The 20,346-nt window shown below is 68.1% G+C and carries 20 protein-coding genes and 3 pseudogenes; 18 read left to right on the plus strand and 5 right to left on the minus strand.

Annotated features, from left to right (window positions below; genetic code table 11):
- Positions 1 to 165: 165 nt before the first annotated feature.
- Complete coding sequence (locus ACIBMZ_RS30390; protein ID WP_396699726.1) at positions 166 to 609, minus strand: hypothetical protein; 444 nt, start codon at positions 607 to 609, stop codon at positions 166 to 168.
- 500 nt (positions 610 to 1,109) lie between these two features.
- Entirely contained in the window at positions 1,110 to 1,460 is a 351-nt protein-coding gene (locus tag ACIBMZ_RS30395) for an Lsr2 family protein (protein ID WP_396699728.1), read from the minus strand.
- A 324-nt stretch (positions 1,461 to 1,784) separates the two neighbouring features.
- Between ACIBMZ_RS30395 and ACIBMZ_RS30400 the strand changes: the two genes are divergently transcribed.
- From ACIBMZ_RS30400 to ACIBMZ_RS30430, 7 genes and pseudogenes are all read left to right on the plus strand, one after another.
- A complete protein-coding gene (locus ACIBMZ_RS30400; RefSeq protein ID WP_396699730.1) occupies positions 1,785 to 2,690 on the plus strand; it encodes an ABC transporter ATP-binding protein in 906 nt (301 codons plus the stop codon).
- Positions 2,690 to 3,451: an ABC transporter permease gene (locus ACIBMZ_RS30405; RefSeq protein WP_396699731.1), complete on the plus strand. Its 762-nt coding sequence runs from the start codon at positions 2,690 to 2,692 to the stop codon at positions 3,449 to 3,451. Before ACIBMZ_RS30400 ends, ACIBMZ_RS30405 begins: the two co-directional genes overlap by 1 nt.
- A gap of 19 nt (positions 3,452 to 3,470) precedes the next feature.
- On the plus strand, positions 3,471 to 4,688 hold the full coding sequence (locus ACIBMZ_RS30410; protein ID WP_396699733.1) for a sensor histidine kinase: 1,218 nt from the start codon (positions 3,471 to 3,473) through the stop codon (positions 4,686 to 4,688).
- Positions 4,685 to 5,305 (plus strand): response regulator, encoded by a 621-nt coding sequence (locus ACIBMZ_RS30415; RefSeq protein ID WP_396699735.1) that lies wholly within the window; start codon positions 4,685 to 4,687, stop codon positions 5,303 to 5,305. Before ACIBMZ_RS30410 ends, ACIBMZ_RS30415 begins: the two co-directional genes overlap by 4 nt.
- A 170-nt stretch (positions 5,306 to 5,475) precedes the next feature.
- Positions 5,476 to 5,712: pseudogene (locus ACIBMZ_RS30420) on the plus strand (helix-turn-helix domain-containing protein); the annotation flags it as partial.
- Positions 5,713 to 5,896: 184 nt separating this feature from the next.
- Complete coding sequence (locus ACIBMZ_RS30425; protein ID WP_396699737.1) at positions 5,897 to 6,502, plus strand: class I SAM-dependent DNA methyltransferase; 606 nt, start codon at positions 5,897 to 5,899, stop codon at positions 6,500 to 6,502.
- A gap of 223 nt (positions 6,503 to 6,725) precedes the next feature.
- Complete coding sequence (locus tag ACIBMZ_RS30430) at positions 6,726 to 7,622, plus strand: phosphotransferase family protein (RefSeq protein WP_396699739.1); 897 nt, start codon at positions 6,726 to 6,728, stop codon at positions 7,620 to 7,622.
- A gap of 232 nt (positions 7,623 to 7,854) precedes the next feature.
- Here the strand turns inward: ACIBMZ_RS30430 and ACIBMZ_RS30435 are convergent, their stop codons facing one another.
- Positions 7,855 to 8,136 carry a hypothetical protein gene (locus ACIBMZ_RS30435; protein WP_396699741.1) on the minus strand — a complete coding sequence of 94 codons (282 nt, stop codon included), beginning with the start codon at positions 8,134 to 8,136 and terminating at the stop codon, positions 7,855 to 7,857.
- A gap of 62 nt (positions 8,137 to 8,198) precedes the next feature.
- On the opposite strand from ACIBMZ_RS30435, the pseudogene ACIBMZ_RS30440 reads away from it, so the two are divergent.
- The 4 genes and pseudogenes from ACIBMZ_RS30440 to ACIBMZ_RS30455 all read left to right on the plus strand — a co-directional run.
- Positions 8,199 to 8,945, plus strand: a pseudogene (locus tag ACIBMZ_RS30440) (S8 family serine peptidase); the annotation flags it as partial.
- Positions 8,946 to 9,335: 390 nt separating this feature from the next.
- Complete coding sequence (locus tag ACIBMZ_RS30445; RefSeq protein ID WP_396699743.1) at positions 9,336 to 9,974, plus strand: TetR/AcrR family transcriptional regulator; 639 nt, start codon at positions 9,336 to 9,338, stop codon at positions 9,972 to 9,974.
- Positions 9,975 to 10,082: 108 nt separating this feature from the next.
- Entirely contained in the window at positions 10,083 to 11,273 is a 1,191-nt protein-coding gene (locus ACIBMZ_RS30450; protein ID WP_396699745.1) for a cytochrome P450, read from the plus strand.
- Entirely contained in the window at positions 11,270 to 11,470 is a 201-nt protein-coding gene (locus ACIBMZ_RS30455) for a ferredoxin (RefSeq protein ID WP_396699747.1), read from the plus strand. The genes ACIBMZ_RS30450 and ACIBMZ_RS30455 overlap by 4 nt, the downstream gene beginning before the upstream one ends.
- Positions 11,471 to 11,655: 185 nt before the next feature.
- On the opposite strand, the pseudogene ACIBMZ_RS30460 reads toward ACIBMZ_RS30455, so the two are convergent.
- A pseudogene (locus ACIBMZ_RS30460) lies at positions 11,656 to 12,024 on the minus strand (SDR family NAD(P)-dependent oxidoreductase); the annotation flags it as partial.
- A 411-nt stretch (positions 12,025 to 12,435) separates the two neighbouring features.
- Between ACIBMZ_RS30460 and ACIBMZ_RS30465 the strand changes: the two are divergent.
- Entirely contained in the window at positions 12,436 to 12,813 is a 378-nt protein-coding gene (locus tag ACIBMZ_RS30465) for a nuclear transport factor 2 family protein (protein WP_396699761.1), read from the plus strand.
- Positions 12,814 to 12,861: 48 nt separating this feature from the next.
- Positions 12,862 to 13,122, plus strand: coding sequence for a hypothetical protein (locus tag ACIBMZ_RS30470; protein WP_396699749.1), 261 nt, complete (start codon positions 12,862 to 12,864; stop codon positions 13,120 to 13,122).
- A 175-nt stretch (positions 13,123 to 13,297) separates the two neighbouring features.
- Here ACIBMZ_RS30470 and ACIBMZ_RS30475 read toward each other — a convergent pair whose 3' ends face one another.
- On the minus strand, positions 13,298 to 14,740 hold the full coding sequence (locus ACIBMZ_RS30475) for a hypothetical protein (RefSeq protein ID WP_396699751.1): 1,443 nt from the start codon (positions 14,738 to 14,740) through the stop codon (positions 13,298 to 13,300).
- Between the two features lie 312 nt (positions 14,741 to 15,052).
- On the opposite strand from ACIBMZ_RS30475, the gene ACIBMZ_RS30480 reads away from it, so the two are divergent.
- The 5 genes from ACIBMZ_RS30480 to ACIBMZ_RS30500 all read left to right on the plus strand — a co-directional run bounded on the left by ACIBMZ_RS30480 (position 15,053) and on the right by ACIBMZ_RS30500 (position 20,252).
- Complete coding sequence (locus ACIBMZ_RS30480; RefSeq protein WP_396699763.1) at positions 15,053 to 16,123, plus strand: ISAs1 family transposase; 1,071 nt, start codon at positions 15,053 to 15,055, stop codon at positions 16,121 to 16,123.
- 82 nt (positions 16,124 to 16,205) lie between these two features.
- Positions 16,206 to 16,784 carry a dTMP kinase gene (locus ACIBMZ_RS30485; RefSeq protein ID WP_396699753.1) on the plus strand — a complete coding sequence of 193 codons (579 nt, stop codon included), beginning with the start codon at positions 16,206 to 16,208 and terminating at the stop codon, positions 16,782 to 16,784.
- Positions 16,785 to 16,880: 96 nt separating this feature from the next.
- On the plus strand, positions 16,881 to 17,831 hold the full coding sequence (locus tag ACIBMZ_RS30490) for a phosphotransferase (protein WP_396699755.1): 951 nt from the start codon (positions 16,881 to 16,883) through the stop codon (positions 17,829 to 17,831).
- Positions 17,832 to 18,731: 900 nt separating this feature from the next.
- On the plus strand, positions 18,732 to 19,478 hold the full coding sequence (locus ACIBMZ_RS30495) for a hypothetical protein (RefSeq protein WP_396699757.1): 747 nt from the start codon (positions 18,732 to 18,734) through the stop codon (positions 19,476 to 19,478).
- 411 nt (positions 19,479 to 19,889) lie between these two features.
- Positions 19,890 to 20,252 carry a hypothetical protein gene (locus tag ACIBMZ_RS30500; RefSeq protein WP_396699759.1) on the plus strand — a complete coding sequence of 121 codons (363 nt, stop codon included), beginning with the start codon at positions 19,890 to 19,892 and terminating at the stop codon, positions 20,250 to 20,252.
- Positions 20,253 to 20,346: the final 94 nt, after the last annotated feature.

Consider the following 20,346-nt stretch of genomic DNA (forward strand, 5'->3'; position numbering starts at 1 on the left):
CCGTTCCATCCTGTCCGTCAGGTCGGCTTCGCCAAGAGACTGGTTATTCATACCGACTGATCCCAGCATGACCGGACGGAGATCGCACGCCATTTTGGGCAGCGTCTCGCCTACGACCAGCACTTCCGATACACGACCCAGCCGCACCCGGCCAGTGGCTTCGGATCAGGTCCGCTTGCGGCTCGCGATCTCATCAGCGAGCTGCTGCACGCGGGCGGGGTCCGCGTCCCGGGCGAGGGCGACGTAGTGGTCCATGACGGCCGGCCGGTAACGCACGGGCAACGTCTGCCCTGGGGCGAGTCGGGTGAGCTCGGTGATCGTGAGGTCTTCGTCTGCGATCCCGCGGAACGAGACGCCGCCAGCGGTCTCCACGTCGAGCATCAGGACCACGCGGGGGCTGCCGTCGCTGCTGACCTCCCGCCAATCGACGAGAACGCCGAGCGCAAGCGCCCCCGTACGCAGTTCCGCATTGCGCTTCCGTGCATCTCTGCTCAGGAGCGGGTTCGGTGCGATGCCCGGGAAGTCGGGCCCGACACCGAGCGATTCCCGACTCAGGTCGGGCCTGAGCTGCGCCACCAGATCGTTGAGCTTCTTCTTCCAACCGAACATCCTGACACCCCTCTCACACCGGTGCCGGCATCTCGGCCTGGCCCTTCGCCCTCACCGCGATCATACGTCGCCAGCCATTCCGTCCGGCCTCGGCGTTCCGTCGGCTTCGGGGGCATCCACTCGATCCCACGGCCACCGGGCATTCGAGAGCACCTTGAGAACGCCATACGGGGCCAGAGTTCCAGCGAGAACGCTCAACCTCTGTCAGACACTCACCAGCCGCGCGCACTCACGAAACGAGCGTGGTGGCTGCCGATCACGCTGGGAGTCTCCGAATCCACAGGATCGTGAACCTTGTGGACACAACTCGACGACCTCGACTGGATTCGGCCGCCACCGATCGCGAGTGGGCGTGCCGGCACCGACGGGAAGCTCGGCGACCGAACGTGTCGGTGAATCGCGTACGGCATCATGTGCGTGTGGCGGCCCAGCTCAGCACCGCCGTCACATGGCCCCGACCGCGGGGCGGTCGGGGCGCGGGCAGGGGTGGTTCGGGTGGTTCACCTGCCGGCCTTCGCGTGGTATTCGTCCACGATTTCCTGCGGGATTCGTCCTCGGTCGGAGATGTCCTTGCCGGCCTTCCTGGCCCATGCCCGGATTGCCTTGCTCTGCTCACGATCGGTGCCGACGGTGCCGTGGCCGCGAGCGGCGCGGCCAACGACTACCACTCCACCTCGGCCGACCCTCGTGCCGCGGGTGACGTAGGGGGAGAGCAGTTCGCGCAGCTTGTCGGCGTTGCCGCTCGACAGGTCGATCTCGTACTGCACGCCGTCGAGAGCGAACTTGACGGTCTCCTCGGCGTCTCCGCCGTCCAGGTCATCGATCAACTTCTGAATGATCTGCTTCGCCACGGTACGGCACATTCCTTTCGAACAGGATGGTCCTACGAACGTAGAGACACGATATCCTGCACAGCGTTTTCCGCATCAAATAAATGGACACAGCGGGCTTTGTATTGACCGGACGGGTCTCCCGGAAACTGCTCGCCGACCTGCCACACGCCCTGGACTCGGGTAGGCGAATGGTGACCCTACGACCTGCCCGGATGCTCACAGAAGTCGCCCGGTCCCGACGCGCGCCCGCTCGGCGTCAACCGATTGGTTGATCCGAGGGTCGACCGACCCCGGTGCCGGCTGGGTGATCCGGCATCCAGCGCCGACGGTGAGGCTGCCGCTATGGGGATCATCGAGGTGACGAACCTCCACAAGCGGTACGGGAACACGGTCGCTGTCGACGATGTGTCGTTCGTGGTCGAGGCGGGCGAGATCTTCGGGATTCTCGGTCCGAACGGCGCCGGCAAGACGACCACGGTCGAGTGTGTCAGCGGCATGCGTACCCCCGATCGTGGCGAGATCACGGTGCTCGGCCTCGATCCACGGCGGGACCGGGCTGAGTTGCGGGAACGAGTCGGGGTCCAGTTGCAGGGGCACCAACTGCCGGACAAGCAGACGGTGGCCGAGGCTATGAATCTGTACCGATCGTTCTACCGCGCGCCGGCGGATGGGGCGCGGCTGCTGGAGATGCTGGGGCTCGCCGAGAAACGCCATACCCAGTACCGGAGGCTCTCCGGTGGGCAGCAGCAGCGGCTGTCGATCGCGCTGGCCCTGGTGGGTAGTCCCGCCGTCGCGGTGCTGGACGAGCTCACCACCGGGCTCGACCCACAAGCCCGGCGCGACACCTGGGATCTGGTCGAAGAGGTACGCGACTCCGGCGTGACGATCGTTCTCGTCACGCACTTCATGGATGAGGCGGAGCGGCTCTGTGACCGTCTCGCGCTGATCGACTCCGGGCGCGTGGTCGCCCTCGACACGCCTGCCGGCCTGGTCGCGCGCGCTGCCGCCGAGCAGCGGGTGCGGTTCCGGCCGTCGACCCCGCTGGTGGAGCGGCTGCTGACCGACCTGCCGGAGGTGACCGGCGTGCAGCGCCACGGGCAGCAGGTGGTGGTGACCGGCACCGGGAACCTGCTACAGGCTGTCACCTCGGTCCTGATCCAGCAGCACATCATCGCCCAGGAACTCCGGGTCGAGCAGGCCAGCCTGGACGACGCCTTCGTCACCCTCACTCGAAAGAAGCTTTCATAGTGTCCGCCCTGTACAAACTCACTGTTGCCGAGGCGAAGCTGTTCCTGCGGGAGCCGATGGCGGTCGTCTTCGGGGTGCTGTTCCCGACCGCGATCCTGCTCGGGCTCGGCCTCGTCCCCGCGCTGCGGGCGCCGTCGGAGGAGTTCGGCGGGGTGCGTTTCGTAGAACTCTGGGCACCGAGCGCACTCGTGCTCGGGCTCGGCATCGTCGGGCTGCAGCACATCCCGGCGGTGGTGGCCACCTATCGGGAGCGGGGCATCCTGCGGCGGATGTCCACCACGCCGGTCCACCCCGGCACGGTGCTGGCGGCGCAGCTCATCGTCGCCCTCGCCGCTGCGGTCACGGCGGCGACCCTGCTGGTCGTCTCGGCCCGGCTGGTGCTCGACGTGCCTCTGCCTCGGCACCCGTTCCGGTTCGCGGTCGCGTTCCTGCTCGGTTTCGGCGCGGTACTGGCGATCGGCATGCTGATCGCTGCGGTCGCGCCCACCTCCCGGGCCGCCACCGGTCTGGCGACCGTCGTCTACATGGTGACGATGTTCGCTGGAGGGGTCTTCCTGCCCCGCTTCCTGCTGCCGGACTTCCTGAGGCGGCTGGGCGACTACACCCCACCCGGCGCGCAGTCGCTCCTGCTCGGCTGGTCGGGTGATGCGGTGGCGGGGGCCGGCACGGCGGCGTCGCCGCTGCTCCTGCAACTCGGGATAATGGCGCTGTTCGCGGTCGTGGCCGGTGCTGCGGCAGCGAAGCTGTTCCGCTGGGAATGAGCCGAAGGTGCGAGCTTCGATGAGCGGTGACGCCGGTCCCGAGTGGGACCGCTGGTACGAGAAGCTGCTCGTCCTGGTGCCCTGGCTGCTACTCCCCTGCTCGACAGCGATCGCCATGGCCCAGCCCAGCCAGACCTGGCACGACCGCGCGATCACCCTAGGACTGGTGGGGACGGCGGCCGGGTGGGTGTATCTGGGACACACCCGAGTGCCGCGCGAACGCCGCAAGCAGACCCGGCCGATGCTGGTCTACTTCGCCGGACTGCTCGCGCTCTGCGTCGCACTGATGGCGCGCGACGCGGTCTTCCTGCTCTTCGCCATCACCGGGTTCCTGCACGCGTACCAGCTACGACCGTGGCCGTTGGGGGTGGCCGGTGTGTTCGGCACCTCGGTCGCCATCAACACCATGGCGTCCGACGCGCCAGCCGCGACGGTGCAGTCACTCGGCACCTATCTGGGAGTGATCGTGGTGCAGACCGCGGCGATCAGCGCCGGCATCGTGCTGGCCGAGAAAAGCGCCGAGCAGCACGAACGACGCCAGCAGATGGTCGCCCGGCTGGAGGCGGCGCTGGAGGAGAACGCCGGGCTGCACGCCCAGTTGCTGGCCCAGGCCCGCGAAGCCGGCGTGCTGGACGAGCGGCATCGGATGGCCGGCGAGATCCACGACTCGCTGGCGCAGGGCCTGACCGGCATCATCACCCAGATGCAGGCAGCCCAGCGTGTCTGGCACTCGCCGCCACAGGCGCGTGAGCACGTCGACCGGGCGTTGGCCCTGGCCCGGGACGGCCTGGACGAGGCCCGCCGGTCGGTTCAGGCGTTACGGCCGCGCCAACTGGAGGCGGCCCACCTGCCAGACGCCCTCGGCGACCTGGCCCGGCGATGGGAAGACGACACCGGCATCACGGTACGGTTCGAGATCACCGGCGAACAGGTCGCGCTGAGCCCGGCCATCGATGTCACCCTGTTCCGGGTCGCGCAGGAAGCGCTGCACAACGTGGTCCGACACGCCCGCGCATCCCGGGTGGGACTGACCCTCTCCTACCTGACCGACGTGGTCCTACTCGACGTCCGTGACGACGGGCGGGGCATGATCGGTGGCTCGGCTCAGGGGTTCGGCCTCAGGAGCATGATGCAGCGGGTCCGGAGCGTGGGAGGTGTGGTGGAGATCGAGAGCGCCCCTGGCGAGGGCTCGGCGATCAGCGTACGGGTGCCGGCGATCCCGATGGCGGCACCATGATCCGCATCTTGATCGCCGACGACCATCCGATCGTTCGTAACGGGCTCCGGGGAGCCTTCGCGGACCTGCCCGACGTCGAGGTCGCCGGCGAGGCCGCCAACGGTCGGGAGGCGGTGGCCGAAGCGGTGCGGCTGGACGTCGACGTGGTGCTGATGGATCTGCGGATGCCCGAGATGAACGGCGTGCAGGCCATCGCCGCCCTCGCCCAGACCGCACCGTCCATACACGTGCTGGTGCTCACCACCTTCGACAGCGAAACCGACGTGCTGCCGGCGGTCGAGGCGGGCGCCACCGGTTACCTGCTCAAGGACACACCACCCGAGGATCTGATCCGCGCCGTCCGCGCCGCCCATCGCGGCGAATCCGTCCTCGCGCCCTCGGCCGCAAGTCAACTCATGGGCCGGGTCCGCAAACCGACCGGGTTGGCGCTGAGCAAACGAGAACTGGAGGTACTCCAATTGGTCGCCGACGGCGCCTCCAACCGGGAGGCGGCCAGACTCCTGTTCGTCAGCGAAGCAAGCATCAAGACCCACCTGCAGCACGTCTACGACAAGCTCGGCGTCCGAGACCGGGCCGCCGCCGTCGGCGAGGGCTACCGGCGCGGCCTGCTGCGATAGCCGAGCAGTTCGCCGACGAACTGGCCGGTGACCGCCATCCGGCCGAACTCCTCGGTGGACTTCAGCTCGATCACAACTGCCTCCCTCCCTCCCCCCCCCATGCGGTATTTCTATACCGGTATTTTTATACCACCCGAGGTTGGGGCGCTCCGCAGGGACACCCTGCTGGCATGGTTCGCCAACCCCTCACCCCCACACAGATCGCCGCAAGCCAGCGCCTCGGAACCGCCCTGCCCGGCCGCAGCCTCGTCGAGGTGGCCCTGGCGGCCGGCATCTCCCCCGAGACGCTGCGCAAGATCGAGGCGGGCCGGCTACCCGTACCGGCGACCGGCACGGTGGTCTGTCCCCGCCAGGCCCTCGACGCCCCCCTCGCCGACCTGGCCGACACGCCCGTCCGCCAGGCGTCCTCGTGCCGTGGCCACGAACGTTCACGGTGTTGGGTCAGGCTGCGGTGGGGGCTATGCGTCGGAGGTTATGTAGGCGGCGAGGATGTAGCTGGGGTGTCGATCGAGGTTGTGCGGGCTCGTCCTCCGCGCGGGCTGCTGTACTCAACCGTGCTGGAGCATGGTGCGCCAGGTCTAAAGTGTCGCCGTGCGCAACCAACCGGTACGCGATGCCTATTCGTCGATGTCAGGGCAGTACATCGCGCTGTTCGGTGGTGGCTGGCAGGCCCCCGACGACGCGGCGCTCATCCGGGGCCACCTCGCCGGTCTGGACGGCAGGGTGCTCGATCTCGGTTGCGGCCCCGGTCACTGGACCGCCGACCTACATGCGCTCGGCGCCGACGTGACCGGCATCGACCTGGTCCCCGAGTTCATCGACCACGCCCAAGCGAACTTCCCCGGGCCGGCGTTCCGGCTCGGCTCGATGATCGAACTGGACGTCCCCGACCACTCGGTGGCCGGCATCCTCTCCTGGTACTCGACCATTCACCTGCCGCCACCGGAACTGGACCGCGTGCTCACCGAGTTCCGCCGAATGCTGACCCCGTCCGGGAGGTTGGTGATTGGCTTCTTCGACAGCGACGACGAGGTGGCCGAGTTCGACCACAAGGTCCTCACCGCGTACCGCTGGCCGGCCGACGAGTTCTCCGCCCGCCTGACAAGGGCCGGTTTCACCGAACTCCAGCGCCGGCAACAGCAGTTCCCGGACCGCCCGGACCGCAGGTATGCGGCCATCGCCGCAAGCGCCACCTGAATCCGCCGCGCAGAGTCCTACATCCGGACGATGCGGACAGTTCAGCCGGTCTTGATCACGGCCAGGCCCCCGAGACACGCGTCGAACCGGCGGGATAGGGCGGCAGTCGTGGTGGCACGTCAACACGGAATGCGCGACCGACGTCCCAATGGCGGCCCTGCCATGGCACCTCGCCTTGCCGCGTCGTGCGTGAGGTCCGGTTGACGGCTGCCAGACTGATCGGATGCTCCGCGAGTACGAGCCTCCGACGCCGGAGATCCTGCGGTGGGTGGCACACCACGTTCATCGACGCGCCCGGGTGAGATCGGTCGCGCCCCTGCCGGGCGGGATCACCGCCGACATGGACCGAGTCAGCGTCGATTCCCCGGGCGGGCTCATGGACGTGGTGCTGCGTCGTTGGCCGGGTGAGGACTGGGCGGAGGGCTTGGTGACACGCGAGGCCGCCGCGCTCGCGGCCGTCCGCGGCTGCGGGGTGCCCGCGCCCCAACTCATCGCGATGGACGAAAACGGGGCCGAAACCGGGGTGCGGTGCACGCTCACGACCGCGCTCGCCGGGCAACCGGACCTGACCCCGGCTGACATGCAGTCCTGGCTGGGTCAGCTCGCGACCGTACAGGCCGCGATCCACGCCGTACCCGAGCATCCGCGCATCCGGTGGGATGGCTGGTATGACGACAGCGCACCACTGGACTGGCTGGTCGACCGTGGCCTGCGTGATGCCGCCCGTGAAGCTGCCTCAGGGCCGCTCGTTGCGGAGAAGGTCCTTGTCCACGGCGACTACCAGCACTTCAACGTACTGTGGTGCGACGGTCGCCTCAGCGGCGTCGTTGACTGGCCGAACGCGGCCACTGGCAACCGGGGCAGCGACGTCGGCCACTGCAGGCTCAACTTGGCGGTGTTGTTCGACACCAGGACGGCTGGGGGCTATCTGGTGACGTACGAGCGCGCCGCGGGAGTCCGGGTGGACCGGCGAGCCGACCTACGCGCGCTGCTCTGCTTCGACCTCGGATGGCAACGCTTCATACCCCGTCAGGTCGGCGGGCGGGCTCCACTCGACCTGGCCGGGATGCCTGATCGAGTCGCCGCCGCGATCCGCGACGCGTTGGACACAATCGACTAGCCCGCCGTGGACACGACCCACTGGCCAGCCGGGAAACCTCTAGCCACCGCTGTGACCACCACCTCAAGGGCAAAAGGCAACCCACGTATGACCGCTCACCGGCACGCCTGGACGCCGGCACTGGCGGGAATCCGACCTTCGGTCACGAGCGCTTCGCGGCATGTGCATGCGTTGTAGCGAAGTTCGAGTGGGCAGGGCGTTCTTGATGTCGAGTCGAATGGCGCGTCGTGTCTCAGGTGTTGGCGGGGCGGTACTTGATGCCGTCGGGGCTGGGCATCAGGACCGTGTGATAGCGCTGGTCGCCGCTGATGCCGTGGTCATCATCGACCTCGAACCCGATGAGCGCACGGTGGAACGGCACCTCGCCGTGTACGGCGATCGCGATGTCGGCCAGCCACCAGTCGAGCGGGCTACGCCACGTCAGCGATTCCACGCCGCTGGATTCGTCGAAGGGGTAGCCACCGACGCGGCGGTCGACTCGGGCCAACGCGCCCAGCGGTAGGTAAAGCTCCAAGGTATTGAGCCCCTTGTACCGCGACAGGAAAGCACCGCAGACGACGCGGGTCAGCCGACGACTGCCTCGGACACGGCACACACGTGGCCGGAATCGTCGGAGGCACCACCTTCGGCGTAGCCAAGGTCGTCACGCTCGTACCGGTGCGGGTCTTCGGCTGCGCCAGCAACGCCATCATCGCCGCAGGCGTCGACTGGGTCACCGCCGACCACGACCCGGGCCAGTGCGCCGTCGCGAACATGAGCCTCGGCGGGCCGGCCAGTTCAGTAATCAGCCTGGCGGTGGACCGCTCGATCAACGACGGCGTCGCCGCGGGGAACGCCGGCGCCGACGCCTGCGGATTCTCACCGGCCAACACCCGCAACGCCATCGTGGTCGGTCCGACGGCCTTCGACGGCTCCGACAGCCGCGCGCCGTTCTCCAACTTCGGCGGATGCGTCGGCGTGCTCGCGCCCGGCCAGAACATCCTCTCCGCCTGGAACACCTCGGACACGGCGAGCACGTCACTGGACGGCACGCCGGTGGCGACCCCGTTCGCCACCGGAATCGCCGCGTTGATCTGGTCGATGCACCCCGCGCGCACCGCCGCGGAGATCACCGCCGACGTGTCTGATGTCGCGACGCACGAGGTGCTCCCCGGATACAGCGGTGGACCGAACCGTCACGTGTTCGCCCCGACGATCATCGTCAGCGGGTTGCGCGAGGGCAGCGGCTTCAGCGGACTGAGCGTCACGAACTCCGTGGCCGCCGCCGTTGGATCCCGCCCTGCATTTGGTCGGCGACCGGTCTTCCACCGGCCGTCACGATGAACCCGAGCACCGGAACGCTGAGTGTAGGCACCTACACGGTAACCGACGCCGCCGGCCGAGCCGGCCGCACGACCGCCACCCGGTACGCCGACCGGATCTGCCTCGCCTCCGCCGAGGCGGGCGCGCACTGCTGAGTCCAGGAGCCGGGGCGCCGTGCCGGTGTCTGCTCGCCGGCTTCCTCACCCGCCAGCCGGGCCGGGGCCGCGCAGCGGGCAGGCGCGACACGGCGCCGGTGGGCAACAGGAACAGGTGGGCGGCGATCCCGCCATGGGTCCGGGCCGCTGGTCGGCAACCGGTCCATACCACGAAAGCGCTCAACGGCCATCGTCCTCGGCCGAGGGGCCGGCACGGCCGCGCCCGGATAATGTACCGGGTACGTGGGAGGTTGCGATGAAGGCCGAAACGACACGACTACGGGCCGACGCCCAGCGCAACCGCGACCACATCGTGGCCGTGGCCCGGGTCGTGTTCGCCGAGATCGGTCCGGGCGCGCCGATGGACGAACTCGCCCGACGGGCAGGGGTCGGCGTCGGCACGCTGTACCGCCGTTTCCCTGACCGGGGGTCGCTGCTGCGGGCCGTTGCCCTGGAGAGTCTCTCGATGATCCTGGCCGACGCCCAGGCCGCGATCGACGAGGAGCCGACCGCGTGGGATGCCCTCACGCGGATCGTCCGTCGGGCTGTCGACCTGCGGTTCAGCACGCAAATGACCATGATGGACGAGCACACCAGGCAGGCATTCACCGAGGCGCCCGACTTCCGGCAGACCCGCGCCGCAGTGATCGACGTGGTCGAGCACCTGGTCGAGCGGGCCCAGGCCGAGGGTTCGATGCGGCCGGACGTCGGCGCGGGTGACGTGTTCGCGGTGGTGTCGATCCTGCTCAAACCGCCACCGAGCCGGTCGGCGGAGATGTCCGAGTTGCTGGTGCGGCGCTGTTTGACCCTCATCCTGGACGGCCTGCACTCCAGCGATCGGAGCGCGCTTCCCGGCGATCCCATCAGCGTGGCGGACCTCCACCTGGATTCCTGACGATCCCACTGTCGCCTCTGGACGACTGTCCGGGCACGGAGCTACGCTCGACAGAAAAGCGGAGTAATTCACTCCGCTTTTGAACCACTCTGCTCGATGGAGGTTCCGGTGACCGCTCCCGCCTTGCAGACCACCCGTCGATGCCCGCACACACCCCCGGACGAGCACAGCCGCATCCGGGACACCGACTCGGGGATCTCCCAGGTCACCCTGCCCAGCGGCCAGGTCGCCTGGACCCTGAGCCGGCTCGAACACATCCGCGCCATGCTCACGGATCCACGGTTCAGCTCCGACCGCCGGAATCCGAACTTTCCCCGGTTCACCCGCGAGCAACCGACCCAGGACCTCATGCGCCCATCGATCATCCAGATGGACCCGCCCGAGCACGGTCCCGCCCGCAGGGCCGTGGTCGGTGAGTTCACCGTGCGCCGAATGGCCGGTCTGCGCCCACGCCTTCAGCAGATCGTCGACGAACACATCGACGCGATGCTGGCCGGGCCGCGCCCCGCCGATCTCGTACGGGCCCTCTCCCTGCCGGTGCCGTCCCTGGTCATCTGCGAGCAACTCGGAGTGCCGTACCGTGACCACGAGTTCTTCCAGACCCGCAGTTCGGCCCTGCTCAGCCGCACCGTCACCATTGAGGGCCAACGGCAGGCGGTCACGGAACTGCGCGACTATCTCCGGGACCTGATCGCCGAGAAGGCCGCCGACCCGGCCGACGACCTGCTGAGCCGTCAACTCGCCCAGGGCAACGACCCCGAGGACGTCCTGTCACTGGCGTTCCTGCTGCTGATCGCCGGGCACGAGACCACCGCCAACATGATCTCGCTGGGCGTCGTGACACTGCTGGAGCGACCCGACGAAATTGCGGCGCTGCGCAAGGACCCTTCGCGCACGCTTCCCGCAATCGAGGAGTTGCTGCGGGTCTACACGATCGCCGAGTTCGCCAACTCCCGCGTCGCCGTCGAGGACGTGGAGATCGGCGGCGTGACGATCCGGGCCGGCGACCCCGTGCTGGCACTGAGCAACGCGGCCAACCACGACCCGTCGGCCTTTGACGAGGCGGAAGAGATCAAGCTCGACCGGGGCGCTCGCCACCACATCGCCTTCGGCTTCGGCATCCACCAGTGCCTCGGCCAGAATCTGGCTCGCATGGAGCTGCAGATCGTCTTCGACACCCTGTTCCAGCGGATCCCGACGCTGCGGCTGGCCACACCCGCCGACACACTGCCCTACAAGAATGACGCCTTCATCTACGGCATCCACGAGGTACCCGTGACATGGGGGGAACCGTCATGACGAGGATCGTGGCGGACCTCGACCGCTGCGTCGGAGCGGGCCAGTGTGTCCTGACCGACCCCGACGCGTTCGATCAGAGTGATGAGGACGGCACCGTCGTCGTCCTCCGGGACACCCCGACGGACGACGAGGCACGGAACCGGGCCAAGGACGCCGTCGAGATATGCCCGAGCCAGGCCCTCTCCCTCACGGAGTAGCCGCCGCACCGCAGGGGTCGGCGCCCACCTGGCCGCCCTGGTCCGAGCCCAGTCCCGTCCCCTGCGGATGAGCGTTCTTCGACCTCAGCCCGTGCTCGAACTCTCGGTCACCGACGGCGGACATGGCACGATACCCGTGTGCTGCGCCGCCGGTGGCCGGGCACGACGCTGATGGAGTCGGGATGTCAGAACTGGCCGGCACCCCGGTGCCAGGCTTGGCGAGACTGTGGACGCACGACCCGGTCACCGCCGGCCCGCCGCATCGCCGGAGTGACGGTCTTGATGCCGAGGAACTGGCCGGTCACGTTGATCGCGAAGGTGCGGTCCCAGCGGGCCTGGTCGGTGGCGTCGATGGTGACGGCGGAGTTCTGGACACCGGCGTTGTTCACCAGGATCGTCAACGTGCCGAAGGTCTGCTCGGTGGCGGCGACGGCGGCGGCCCAGTCGTCCTCGCTGGTGACGTCGAGGTGGACCGCGAGGGCACGTTCACCCAGTTCCGTGGCGAACTCCGTGGCCTTGCTCAGACCACCCGTCGTGCTGCCGATGACGACGTTGGCCCCTTGGGCGTGGTAGGCGCGTACGTGGCTTTCGCCGAGCCCGCCGGTGCCGGCGGTGGGTGATCAGGGCGGTCTGGCGCGCGAAGCGTGTCATGTGCGACTCTTCAGGCAAAGACCGATTAGGTGAGCCGACTGACTCACCTCACCACTGAACGCTACCGAAGCCCGGCGAGACGAGTCGTTGCCCGTGCGCCACCGGCCAGCCGCCATGGACCACTACGTCGCCCTTGCCCGGGACGCGGACCCCGCCCATGTGCAGCAGCTCGCTGACGAGATCGCGAGCCGCAAGCGGACCTGACCCGACGCCATTGTCCGGATGCGGCGAGTAGCGCTGTGACCGGAGTGGTTCGCCCTGGCCGGGAGGCGTCCCGGGGCGAGCGCAGGCGAAACGGCTGGTATTACTGGGGCATGCAGGAAGAGATTGCACGCTCGGCGATCGACACGTTCATCTCCGCGTTCAACGCCTCGGACGACAGCTATGTCACTGCCCGCCTCTCCCAGGCGCTGACCTCGGACGTGGTCTTCTGGGGGCCGTTGGGTCGCAGCGAAGGAATCGCGGCGGTCGAGCGGTTCGTGCTGGACATCCGACACCACCCGGCGGGGACCGGCACGATGGTGCGCTGCTCGGCGGTGGACATGCCTGACGAGTGGGCCCGGTACCAGTGGGTTTTCACCACGCCGGATGGAGGTCCCCGCCTGGCGGGAACGGACGTCGTCCATCTGCGGCGGAGCCTCATCGACCAGTTCATCGTCTTTGCGGGGGAGATCGAAGCGTCCGCCTCCTGAGTCATCCTTCTGCCGCAAGGCGAACAAGACCCAGGTGGTACGCACCTTGTGGCCGGTGGCACCGTTGGTGCAGCCGAGTGCGGTGCGGACGTCCGTGGCCGCCCGGTCGAGCTCCTGTTTCTCCAGTTCGTATTTCTCCAGTTCGTAGGAACCGCGCTGGAGCCAGTAGTGCAGGTCATCGGCCAGGTAGCTGCGCAACTCGTCGTAGATCGCTCACACACGCCCTATCGGGAGGTCGTGCACCGGCAATTGCTGAACCTGGAGCAACTTGCCGAGCGCCGCCCGCACCAGGGAACGGCCACGGAATGAACGTCAGGCCCGTGCTTCGAACCGCCCGCATCGCGTTTGGAGGCCGGCATGCCGAACGCGCGGCGCGGGTACCGCGGGTCGCTGAACCCAAGCGTGGCAGCACGGGTCGGGTCGGGCGTTGGGGAGCCCCGACTCATGTTGAGGGGGTACCGAGGCAGCCTCGCACGTATGGTCGCTACGCCTGCGGTGTCCAGGTCTGAAAGGGCCAGGAGCCGTCGGCGCAGGCCTGGTCCACTAACTCGGGTGCATGGGCGGTGACCTCGCGGACGAGCCCTGCGGCAAATTCAAGCATTGCTTCCGGCCACTTCGGCAGTGCCACCAGCAGCGGCCCAACTTCGGCGAGACGTTCGACGGCGAGCTGCCAGTCCTGCCGGTCGACGGCGAGGAGGACGGTGAGCAGCAGCGTGTTGGCGTACTCCCAAACCGTGCGCTCGTCGTCCAACCTGGCCAGGCCACGCCGGATGGCGCAGGCGCGTTCGGCCAAGGGCGCCGCGGGCGTGGTCTCCCGACGTTCGAGTAGCGCGGCGGCGTGGTTGTGCAGGGCCACGCCGAGCATTCGACGCAGCCGTGGGTCGGCCGCGTCCGCGCAGCGGTCGGCGGCCTCGGACAGCAGCATGCTCTGGTCCTCGTGGCGTCCGGCGGCTCCCGCGACCACGGCGGCGTCGACCATGTGGGTGACCGCGTCGACGAGCGCCTCCCGTTCGGTAGCGCTCCCGTGTAGCAGGCCCTCGTGCCGCCGGACGGCGACGACTACGGACAGCCAGGCGAGGTCCCAGGCGTCGTCGCAGTGGCCGATCCGGTCCCGGAGCATCGCCCGCTGGTATAGGGCTGCGGACCAGAGGCGCCGGATGTTCCGCCGGGCCGGATCCGACGTCGCCCCGTCGTACAGGCTCAGCTCGTCGGCGAGTTCGGCGAGGACGCGGTCGGCCTCGACGATCCGGTCCGCTTCGGCCAGGGAGATCCCGTGATCGAGCCGGGCGGCAGCGTCAGCGATCACCGACGGGTCGGCGGGCGGGCGGCTGCCGGGCGCTTGGCCGGTCACCCGCGACTCCGCCGCCAGCCGCGCCGCGAACCCGCCGGCGGTAACGTCGGACGGTGAGGGCTCGGCCAGCAGATCCAGGTAGGAGCCGCGTATCCGCCATGCGCCCATGCCGGGCACCACCAGGTCTTTCGACGCGGCTTGTTGCAGCTGCGCCAGCGACGCCTCGATCCGCTTCAGTCGCTCCTGCGCTCCCGAGCCCCGGAACATCTGTTCCAGCGAGTACTGCTCGGTCAGCGCCACCCGCATCAGGTCCGGCCGCCCCAGAATGCTGGCTACCCGGGCGAAGATTCCGAGGGCGTCCGCCAGGTCGACCACGGCGGCCGTCTCCCCGGTGTCGCGGGCGATTCCGCGCTGCAGGTCGACCATCTCGGCGGCCAATGGTCCCAGGACGGAGGGGTCCGCCTCAAGTCGCATGGTGACCAGCCCAGTCAGTGCCGCGGTCCGGGCACGGCGGGCGTCGAGGCCGTCGGCGGACCGGGGCGCGACCAACCGCCACACCCGCTCGACGACATCGCGCCCGCGATCGGCGAGCCCGCAGCCGGCCAGGATCTGGCCCGCCTGCACGGTGCGGACCACGGCGTCGGCATGGCAGTCCGGATCGGCGAGCAGACCGCCGGCAAGCGCAATGACCTCCTCGGTCTGCTCCCCAGGGTCCCGGCAAAGTCGTGATGGTGTCTGACTTGTGAGGCTTGGGGTAGAAGCGCCGTTGGTGGTGGCAGCAAGACGGGCATGACCTGCTCGGAAGAGCATCAAGGTTCTCTACGCCATGCTGATCGTCCGAAGTGAGTCATGCCCGCGCTGCCATCATCGCTGATCTCGTCCCTGTCCTGCGCACCGGCTCTGACCGTTGCCGAAACCGCTGGTGGGCTGCCCGAAGCGCTCGCCGGTCTGCCTGATCCACGTGCCAGACGAGGTGTCCGGCACCGGCTGACGGTCGTGGTCACCGCAACTGTGTGTGCGGTGGTCGCCGGCTACCGCTCGTACACGGCGATCGCCGAATGGATCGCCGACGCGCCGGCCACGACGGCTGTAGCCCTGGGCATGACTGCCGACCGGCGCCCATCGGAGGCGATGATCCGTCGGCTCTTGCAGGCCATGGACCCGCAACCACTGACTGCGGCGATCGGTGTCTGGCTCGCCGGCCGGGCCACCGCCACCACGTCGACGGCCGGTCGGGCGATCGCCGTCGACGGTAAAACCCTGCGTGGTTCCCGCACCACCGACACCGTCGCCCGGCACGTGATGACCGCCTGCGACCAGAGCACCGGTGTGACCCTGAGCAGCATTGACGTCGACGGCAAAACCACCGAGATCACCCGATTCGCGCCGCTACTGGACCAGATCCCCGACCTACGCGACACGGTGATCACCGCCGACGCCCTGCACTGCCAACGCGAGCACGTCACCTACCTCGCCGAACGCGGCGCGCACTGGATCCTGACCGTCAAAGGCAACCAGCCCCACCTACGCGCCCAGCTCACCGCACTGCCCTGGCGGGCAGTCCCGGACGCCGCACGCGACACCGACCGCGGACACGGCCGCCGCGAGATCCGCAGCTGCAAGATCCTGACGATCTCCACCGGCATCGACTTCCCACACGCCGCCCAAGCCATCCAGATCCGCCGCCGCAGACGCCGCCTCGACCAGCCGAGACGGTTCACCACCGAAACCGTCTACGCCATCACCGACCTCCGACCCCACCAGGCGAAACCGGCGCAGATGGCCGGCTGGATCCGTGGCCACTGGTCGATCGAGAACAAGGTCCACTGGGTCCGCGACGTCACCTACGACGAAAGCCGCAGCCAGATCCGCACCGGAACCGGACCCGAAGTCATGGCCGCACTACGCAACGCCGCGATCAGCGCCCTACGCCTGACCGGAGTCACCAACATCGCCGCCGCCAACCGACACCACGCCCGCGACAGCACCCGCCCGCTGGCACTACTCGGCATCACCTAAGGACTTTGCCGGGGCCCTGCCGGGGTGCCGGCGAGGCAGAGCGTGGCGGTGAACGCGACGTAGTGGTCGCCGTCGCGTCGCCGTGGCATACCTGCCCGACAACCTCACGCGCGACGCCGAACCGCTCGGCCGGACCCTGCTGGACCTGTTCGACTCCGGCGACCCGTTCTCCCGGCACAGCAGCGTGCTCACCGACACCTACCTCGCTGCCGCGATCCGCGTCGACACCTACGCCACCCACATCGCCGACGCGCTCGCCGCCGACACCACCGTCATCGAAGACCGCAGCCTGCACACCCTCTACTCCTACAGCCTCGCCGCGCTACTGCAGAAATACCAGACCCCAGCGGACAACGCGATCACCTGGCTACAGCAAGTCGGCACACTCGCCGGCCCAGCGGCCGACCGGTCGCTATGGCTGCGCCTTCCTCCCGACGACGCCATCGCCCGCGCCGAGCACCGGCAAGGCCACCCGTACAGCGACGAGCAGCGCGCCTTCCTGCGCTACGTCCACGACGCCTACACCACCCTCGCAGCCAACGACGCCGACCTGCATGTCGTCGACGTCAGCGGTCTCGACCCGTACGACACGCATCAGGCGGTGCTCGCCGCCGTTGACGACCTGATCCTGCCCGCCGTCGACTCGCCCACCATCTCGTGATGGCAATGGCCGCGTCGTGCAGCCGTGGCAAAGCCCGGCCACTACGGTCGGTTCCCTACAGTCCGTTTCGCACCATGGAACTGGAGCCGAAGTCCCATGTCTGTGCCGCTCATCGACCTTCCCGCCGACCTACTCGCTGAGCTCCGCCGCGTACGCGCCGGTGCCGACAACGACCGCCCCGCAGCGCTGTCGGCACTGAGTCTGCGCCCTCTAGCCGGAGGCATGCAGAACGACCTCTATCTGTGGACGTCTCCCCACTATGACGACGTGGTCATCAAGTTGTACGTCAAGACCGACCGGCAACGCGTCGAACGGAAGTGGGCGGCCCTTACCCTTCTCGCCCCGCACCAGCTCGGCACCGTCCCCGTCCCGTTGTGGCACGACGACGCACCGGTCGAGCCCGCCATCGGCATGACCCGCCTCCACGGCCAGCCGCTGATCGAGGCCGCCGACCAGCTGGCTGCCCTACGCGCCCTTGCACACACCACCACACAGCTGCAAGCCGTACCCCTGACCGGCCTGCTGGCCACCCGTCCTCGGGTCGACACGGGCGAGCACTACATGGTCAGACTGACGCAAGCGTGGCCGGAGCTGCTAGCCAGCCAGCCCAACGATCCGCTCATGCCCACCATGCAGCGCCTGCTCGCGGCCTGGCAGCACAGCGGAGACGCGGACGTGGTCGCCGCGCCAGCCGCGCCGGTGCTTTCCCGTGGTGACGCGAACCTGCTCAACTGGATGGCGTCCGACAGCGGCGCCGCCTGCTGCGTCGACTTCGAGTACGCCGGGTTCAGCAACGTGGCCTTCGACGCCGCCGACCTCATCGAGCACATCTCTGGCCGCGTGGTCCCAGACAGCATCTGGACGCAGCTGCTGCCCGACCTCGGCGTCACCGACGCCAACCGCCGCCAATTCGCCGCGAACCAACGCACCTGCGCCCTGCGCTGGCTGACGATCCTGTGGAAGCAGCGCGACCGTCGCCGCGATGAGTTCACCGCCCAGCACGAACGCGTCGAGATGCTCTACAGCAGCGCCAACCCGTACGTCTGACCTACCACCCTCAAGACTCGGACGGCCCGCGTTCACGTGGACATCGCGTCCTCGGTTCTGGAGTCTCTCTGAGGCTGACTCTCTCCACTTAGGCCCAACGCGCTCCCGCCGGCTCCGCAATCATCCTCCCACGCGATCCCGGCAAGTCTGCGGTGGGCAACGCCGCAAACAGGCTCGACGCCCGCCCGGCTTCACGGTGGCGACCAGCGACCGCCGCGACCGTCGTCCGGGTCCGGCAGCCACAAAACGCTGTCCCACTATTTGGACTTTCAGGGAAACGACCGAAACCAAGATCGAAACTGACCGGGTCAAGCCGGGTAACTGCTGGACAGGCCGGGACGCGAGGGACGCTCGTCGCACGAGCACCCACCGAGCACCCAAACGTCCACAAGGGATGAAGAGGCAAAAGGGGCCTGACTGCCGTAACGGCAGGTCAGACCCCTTTTGATCTTGTGCGCCCGAAGGGACTCGAACCCCTAACCTTCTGATCCGTAGATGAGGTCTACCGCTTTGCGGCGCCGAGCTTGCCGACGGCCTGGATACGGCCCGCCGACTCGATGCCTTCTTCGAGCGGCTCGCCGCCCGCTACACCCGCTGAGTACCGGCACCGCGACTGCCGCCGCCACGCACGACCCGCGGGAAATCGTCACGGCGGCCCTCTGCGTCAGCGGCACCGGTGTCGCCGGGCACTACCTATCCACTCGAACCTCTGTGAATCCAATTCGGTACCAGTGGATGTCCAAGTGTTCTTACCATCGACCATCCATCGCCTGACCAAACCACAAGCTGCGAACAGAAACGGCCATCGAACTGCGACCGGATTCAGGCAGCACCTTGGGTGGCGCATGCGCCTCAAGGGCTATAGTGCAGAATCCGTGCCGATCGCAAAGGTGGAACGAGATGTCCAGCGCTGAGGATGACCAGGAGCTTGACCGGCTCGCGCAGCTTCACCTTGCGGGCGCTCATGCCGCGCTTGAGTACTGGCACCAAGCGGAACCGTTCAAAGTTGATCATGCCTTGGTCAGAAAATTCAATGCCACCTACGCCACGGTCGCGCACACGATGGCTCAGGTTGCTGCCGCCGTGGCTCTTCATCAGCAAGGTTCGGTGTACGCCGCGCGCGTCAACGCCCGTGTCGCCCTCGAACATGCTCTCGTGGCGCAATGGGTAGTGCACAACGAGCATGGCGAGGATCAGCTGATCGGATCGATGAACCGGATCCACCGGAACATGGTTCAGGACCTGCATCAGGCTGGTGTGGTTATCCCACCCCAGATGCAGGGGGACCTTACTCATCCCTCGGGCGAGCCACAGCTCAATTTCATGACCATCGCTCACTCGTTCGATGACGGCACGCGGAGCATCTACGGTCTCTACCGGCAAATGACCGGCGCCGTCCATGTCAGTCTGGCGACGTTGACTACCTACATCGAATGGCGAGAAGACAGTGCGGTTCCCGCGCTTCGGCCCTCAGCCGCCGGGGAGCGGGACAGCGAGCAGTTCCTCGCCTTGGGTTTGAGTGCGGTCTTGGCCCTGAGCGCCATCGAGCGGCTCCGCAGCGGCCAACCTCATCTGGCGACCGTGTACAAGCTGGCGGAAAGCCACGAACTGGTACCAGACCTCAGACCCGCGCAGTTCACGCCCTGAGCCAACGACGTCGTCGGCGCATAGCCAGCACGGCTTGTCGAACAGCGGCAGCTCCGCGCCATCTGCCCCTGGCGGCGGGCGACGTGGTCACTGCGTGCGGCGCCAGCCGCCTTCGACCACGCAGCGGCGGCCGACAGCGACAGGCCGAGTGGCTCGGCGAGCAGCGCGGGCGGTACCTGGCTGCGGCCCTTGGTGGGCGACGGGCACGGAGGACTGCCTGACCTGCGCATGTCAACCGGTTCTCTCTGGCCACCACCTCGCCGAAACGGTACGTCTTGTTGCGTCCTTCGGCCGAGTTGCCGAATGATCGACCGACTGCCTGAAGGACAAGATCCCCGCCGCGAAAGGCCGAGGTTAAGAGACGTCTCGTAAATCCGAGCGAGGTTCGCAGCCGGATGCGATCCTCGGGGCATGACGGGCCCAGCGCAGGATGACGCCGAGGTGGCATACATGCGGAAGGTCACCGCGCTGGCCGAGAGTCTCATCGCCGCGGATGATCCCTACGAGGTAGCGCTGGACATCCACGGGGTGTCTGCGCATGCGTCGATCGAGGTGGATCCGGCCGGCTACGTGTACCTCATCTGGGGCGAACTTACCGACTGGGTGGAGCTCAAGCCTGACGAGCATGAGCAGGCCGCAGCTGAGATGGTCCGGGCGGCGCGGGAGTGGCTATCGCTGGACCTTTCCGATCGCGAGGACGTGGCCAGGTATCTGGACTACTGGGTGCACGACGTATGCGGCTATGCAAGGCGGGCCGGCGCAGGCGCTGACTGACTGAGCTCTTTTCATCCTGGGTTTCGGCTGGTCTGGACGTGATGTAGGGCGAGGATGGCTTGGACGATCGCGGTGGCGCGTCGGGGGCAGCAGC

This window comes from Micromonospora sp. NPDC049900 (genome assembly GCF_044461025.1).
In the GTDB taxonomy this organism is placed as follows: domain Bacteria; phylum Actinomycetota; class Actinomycetes; order Mycobacteriales; family Micromonosporaceae; genus Micromonospora.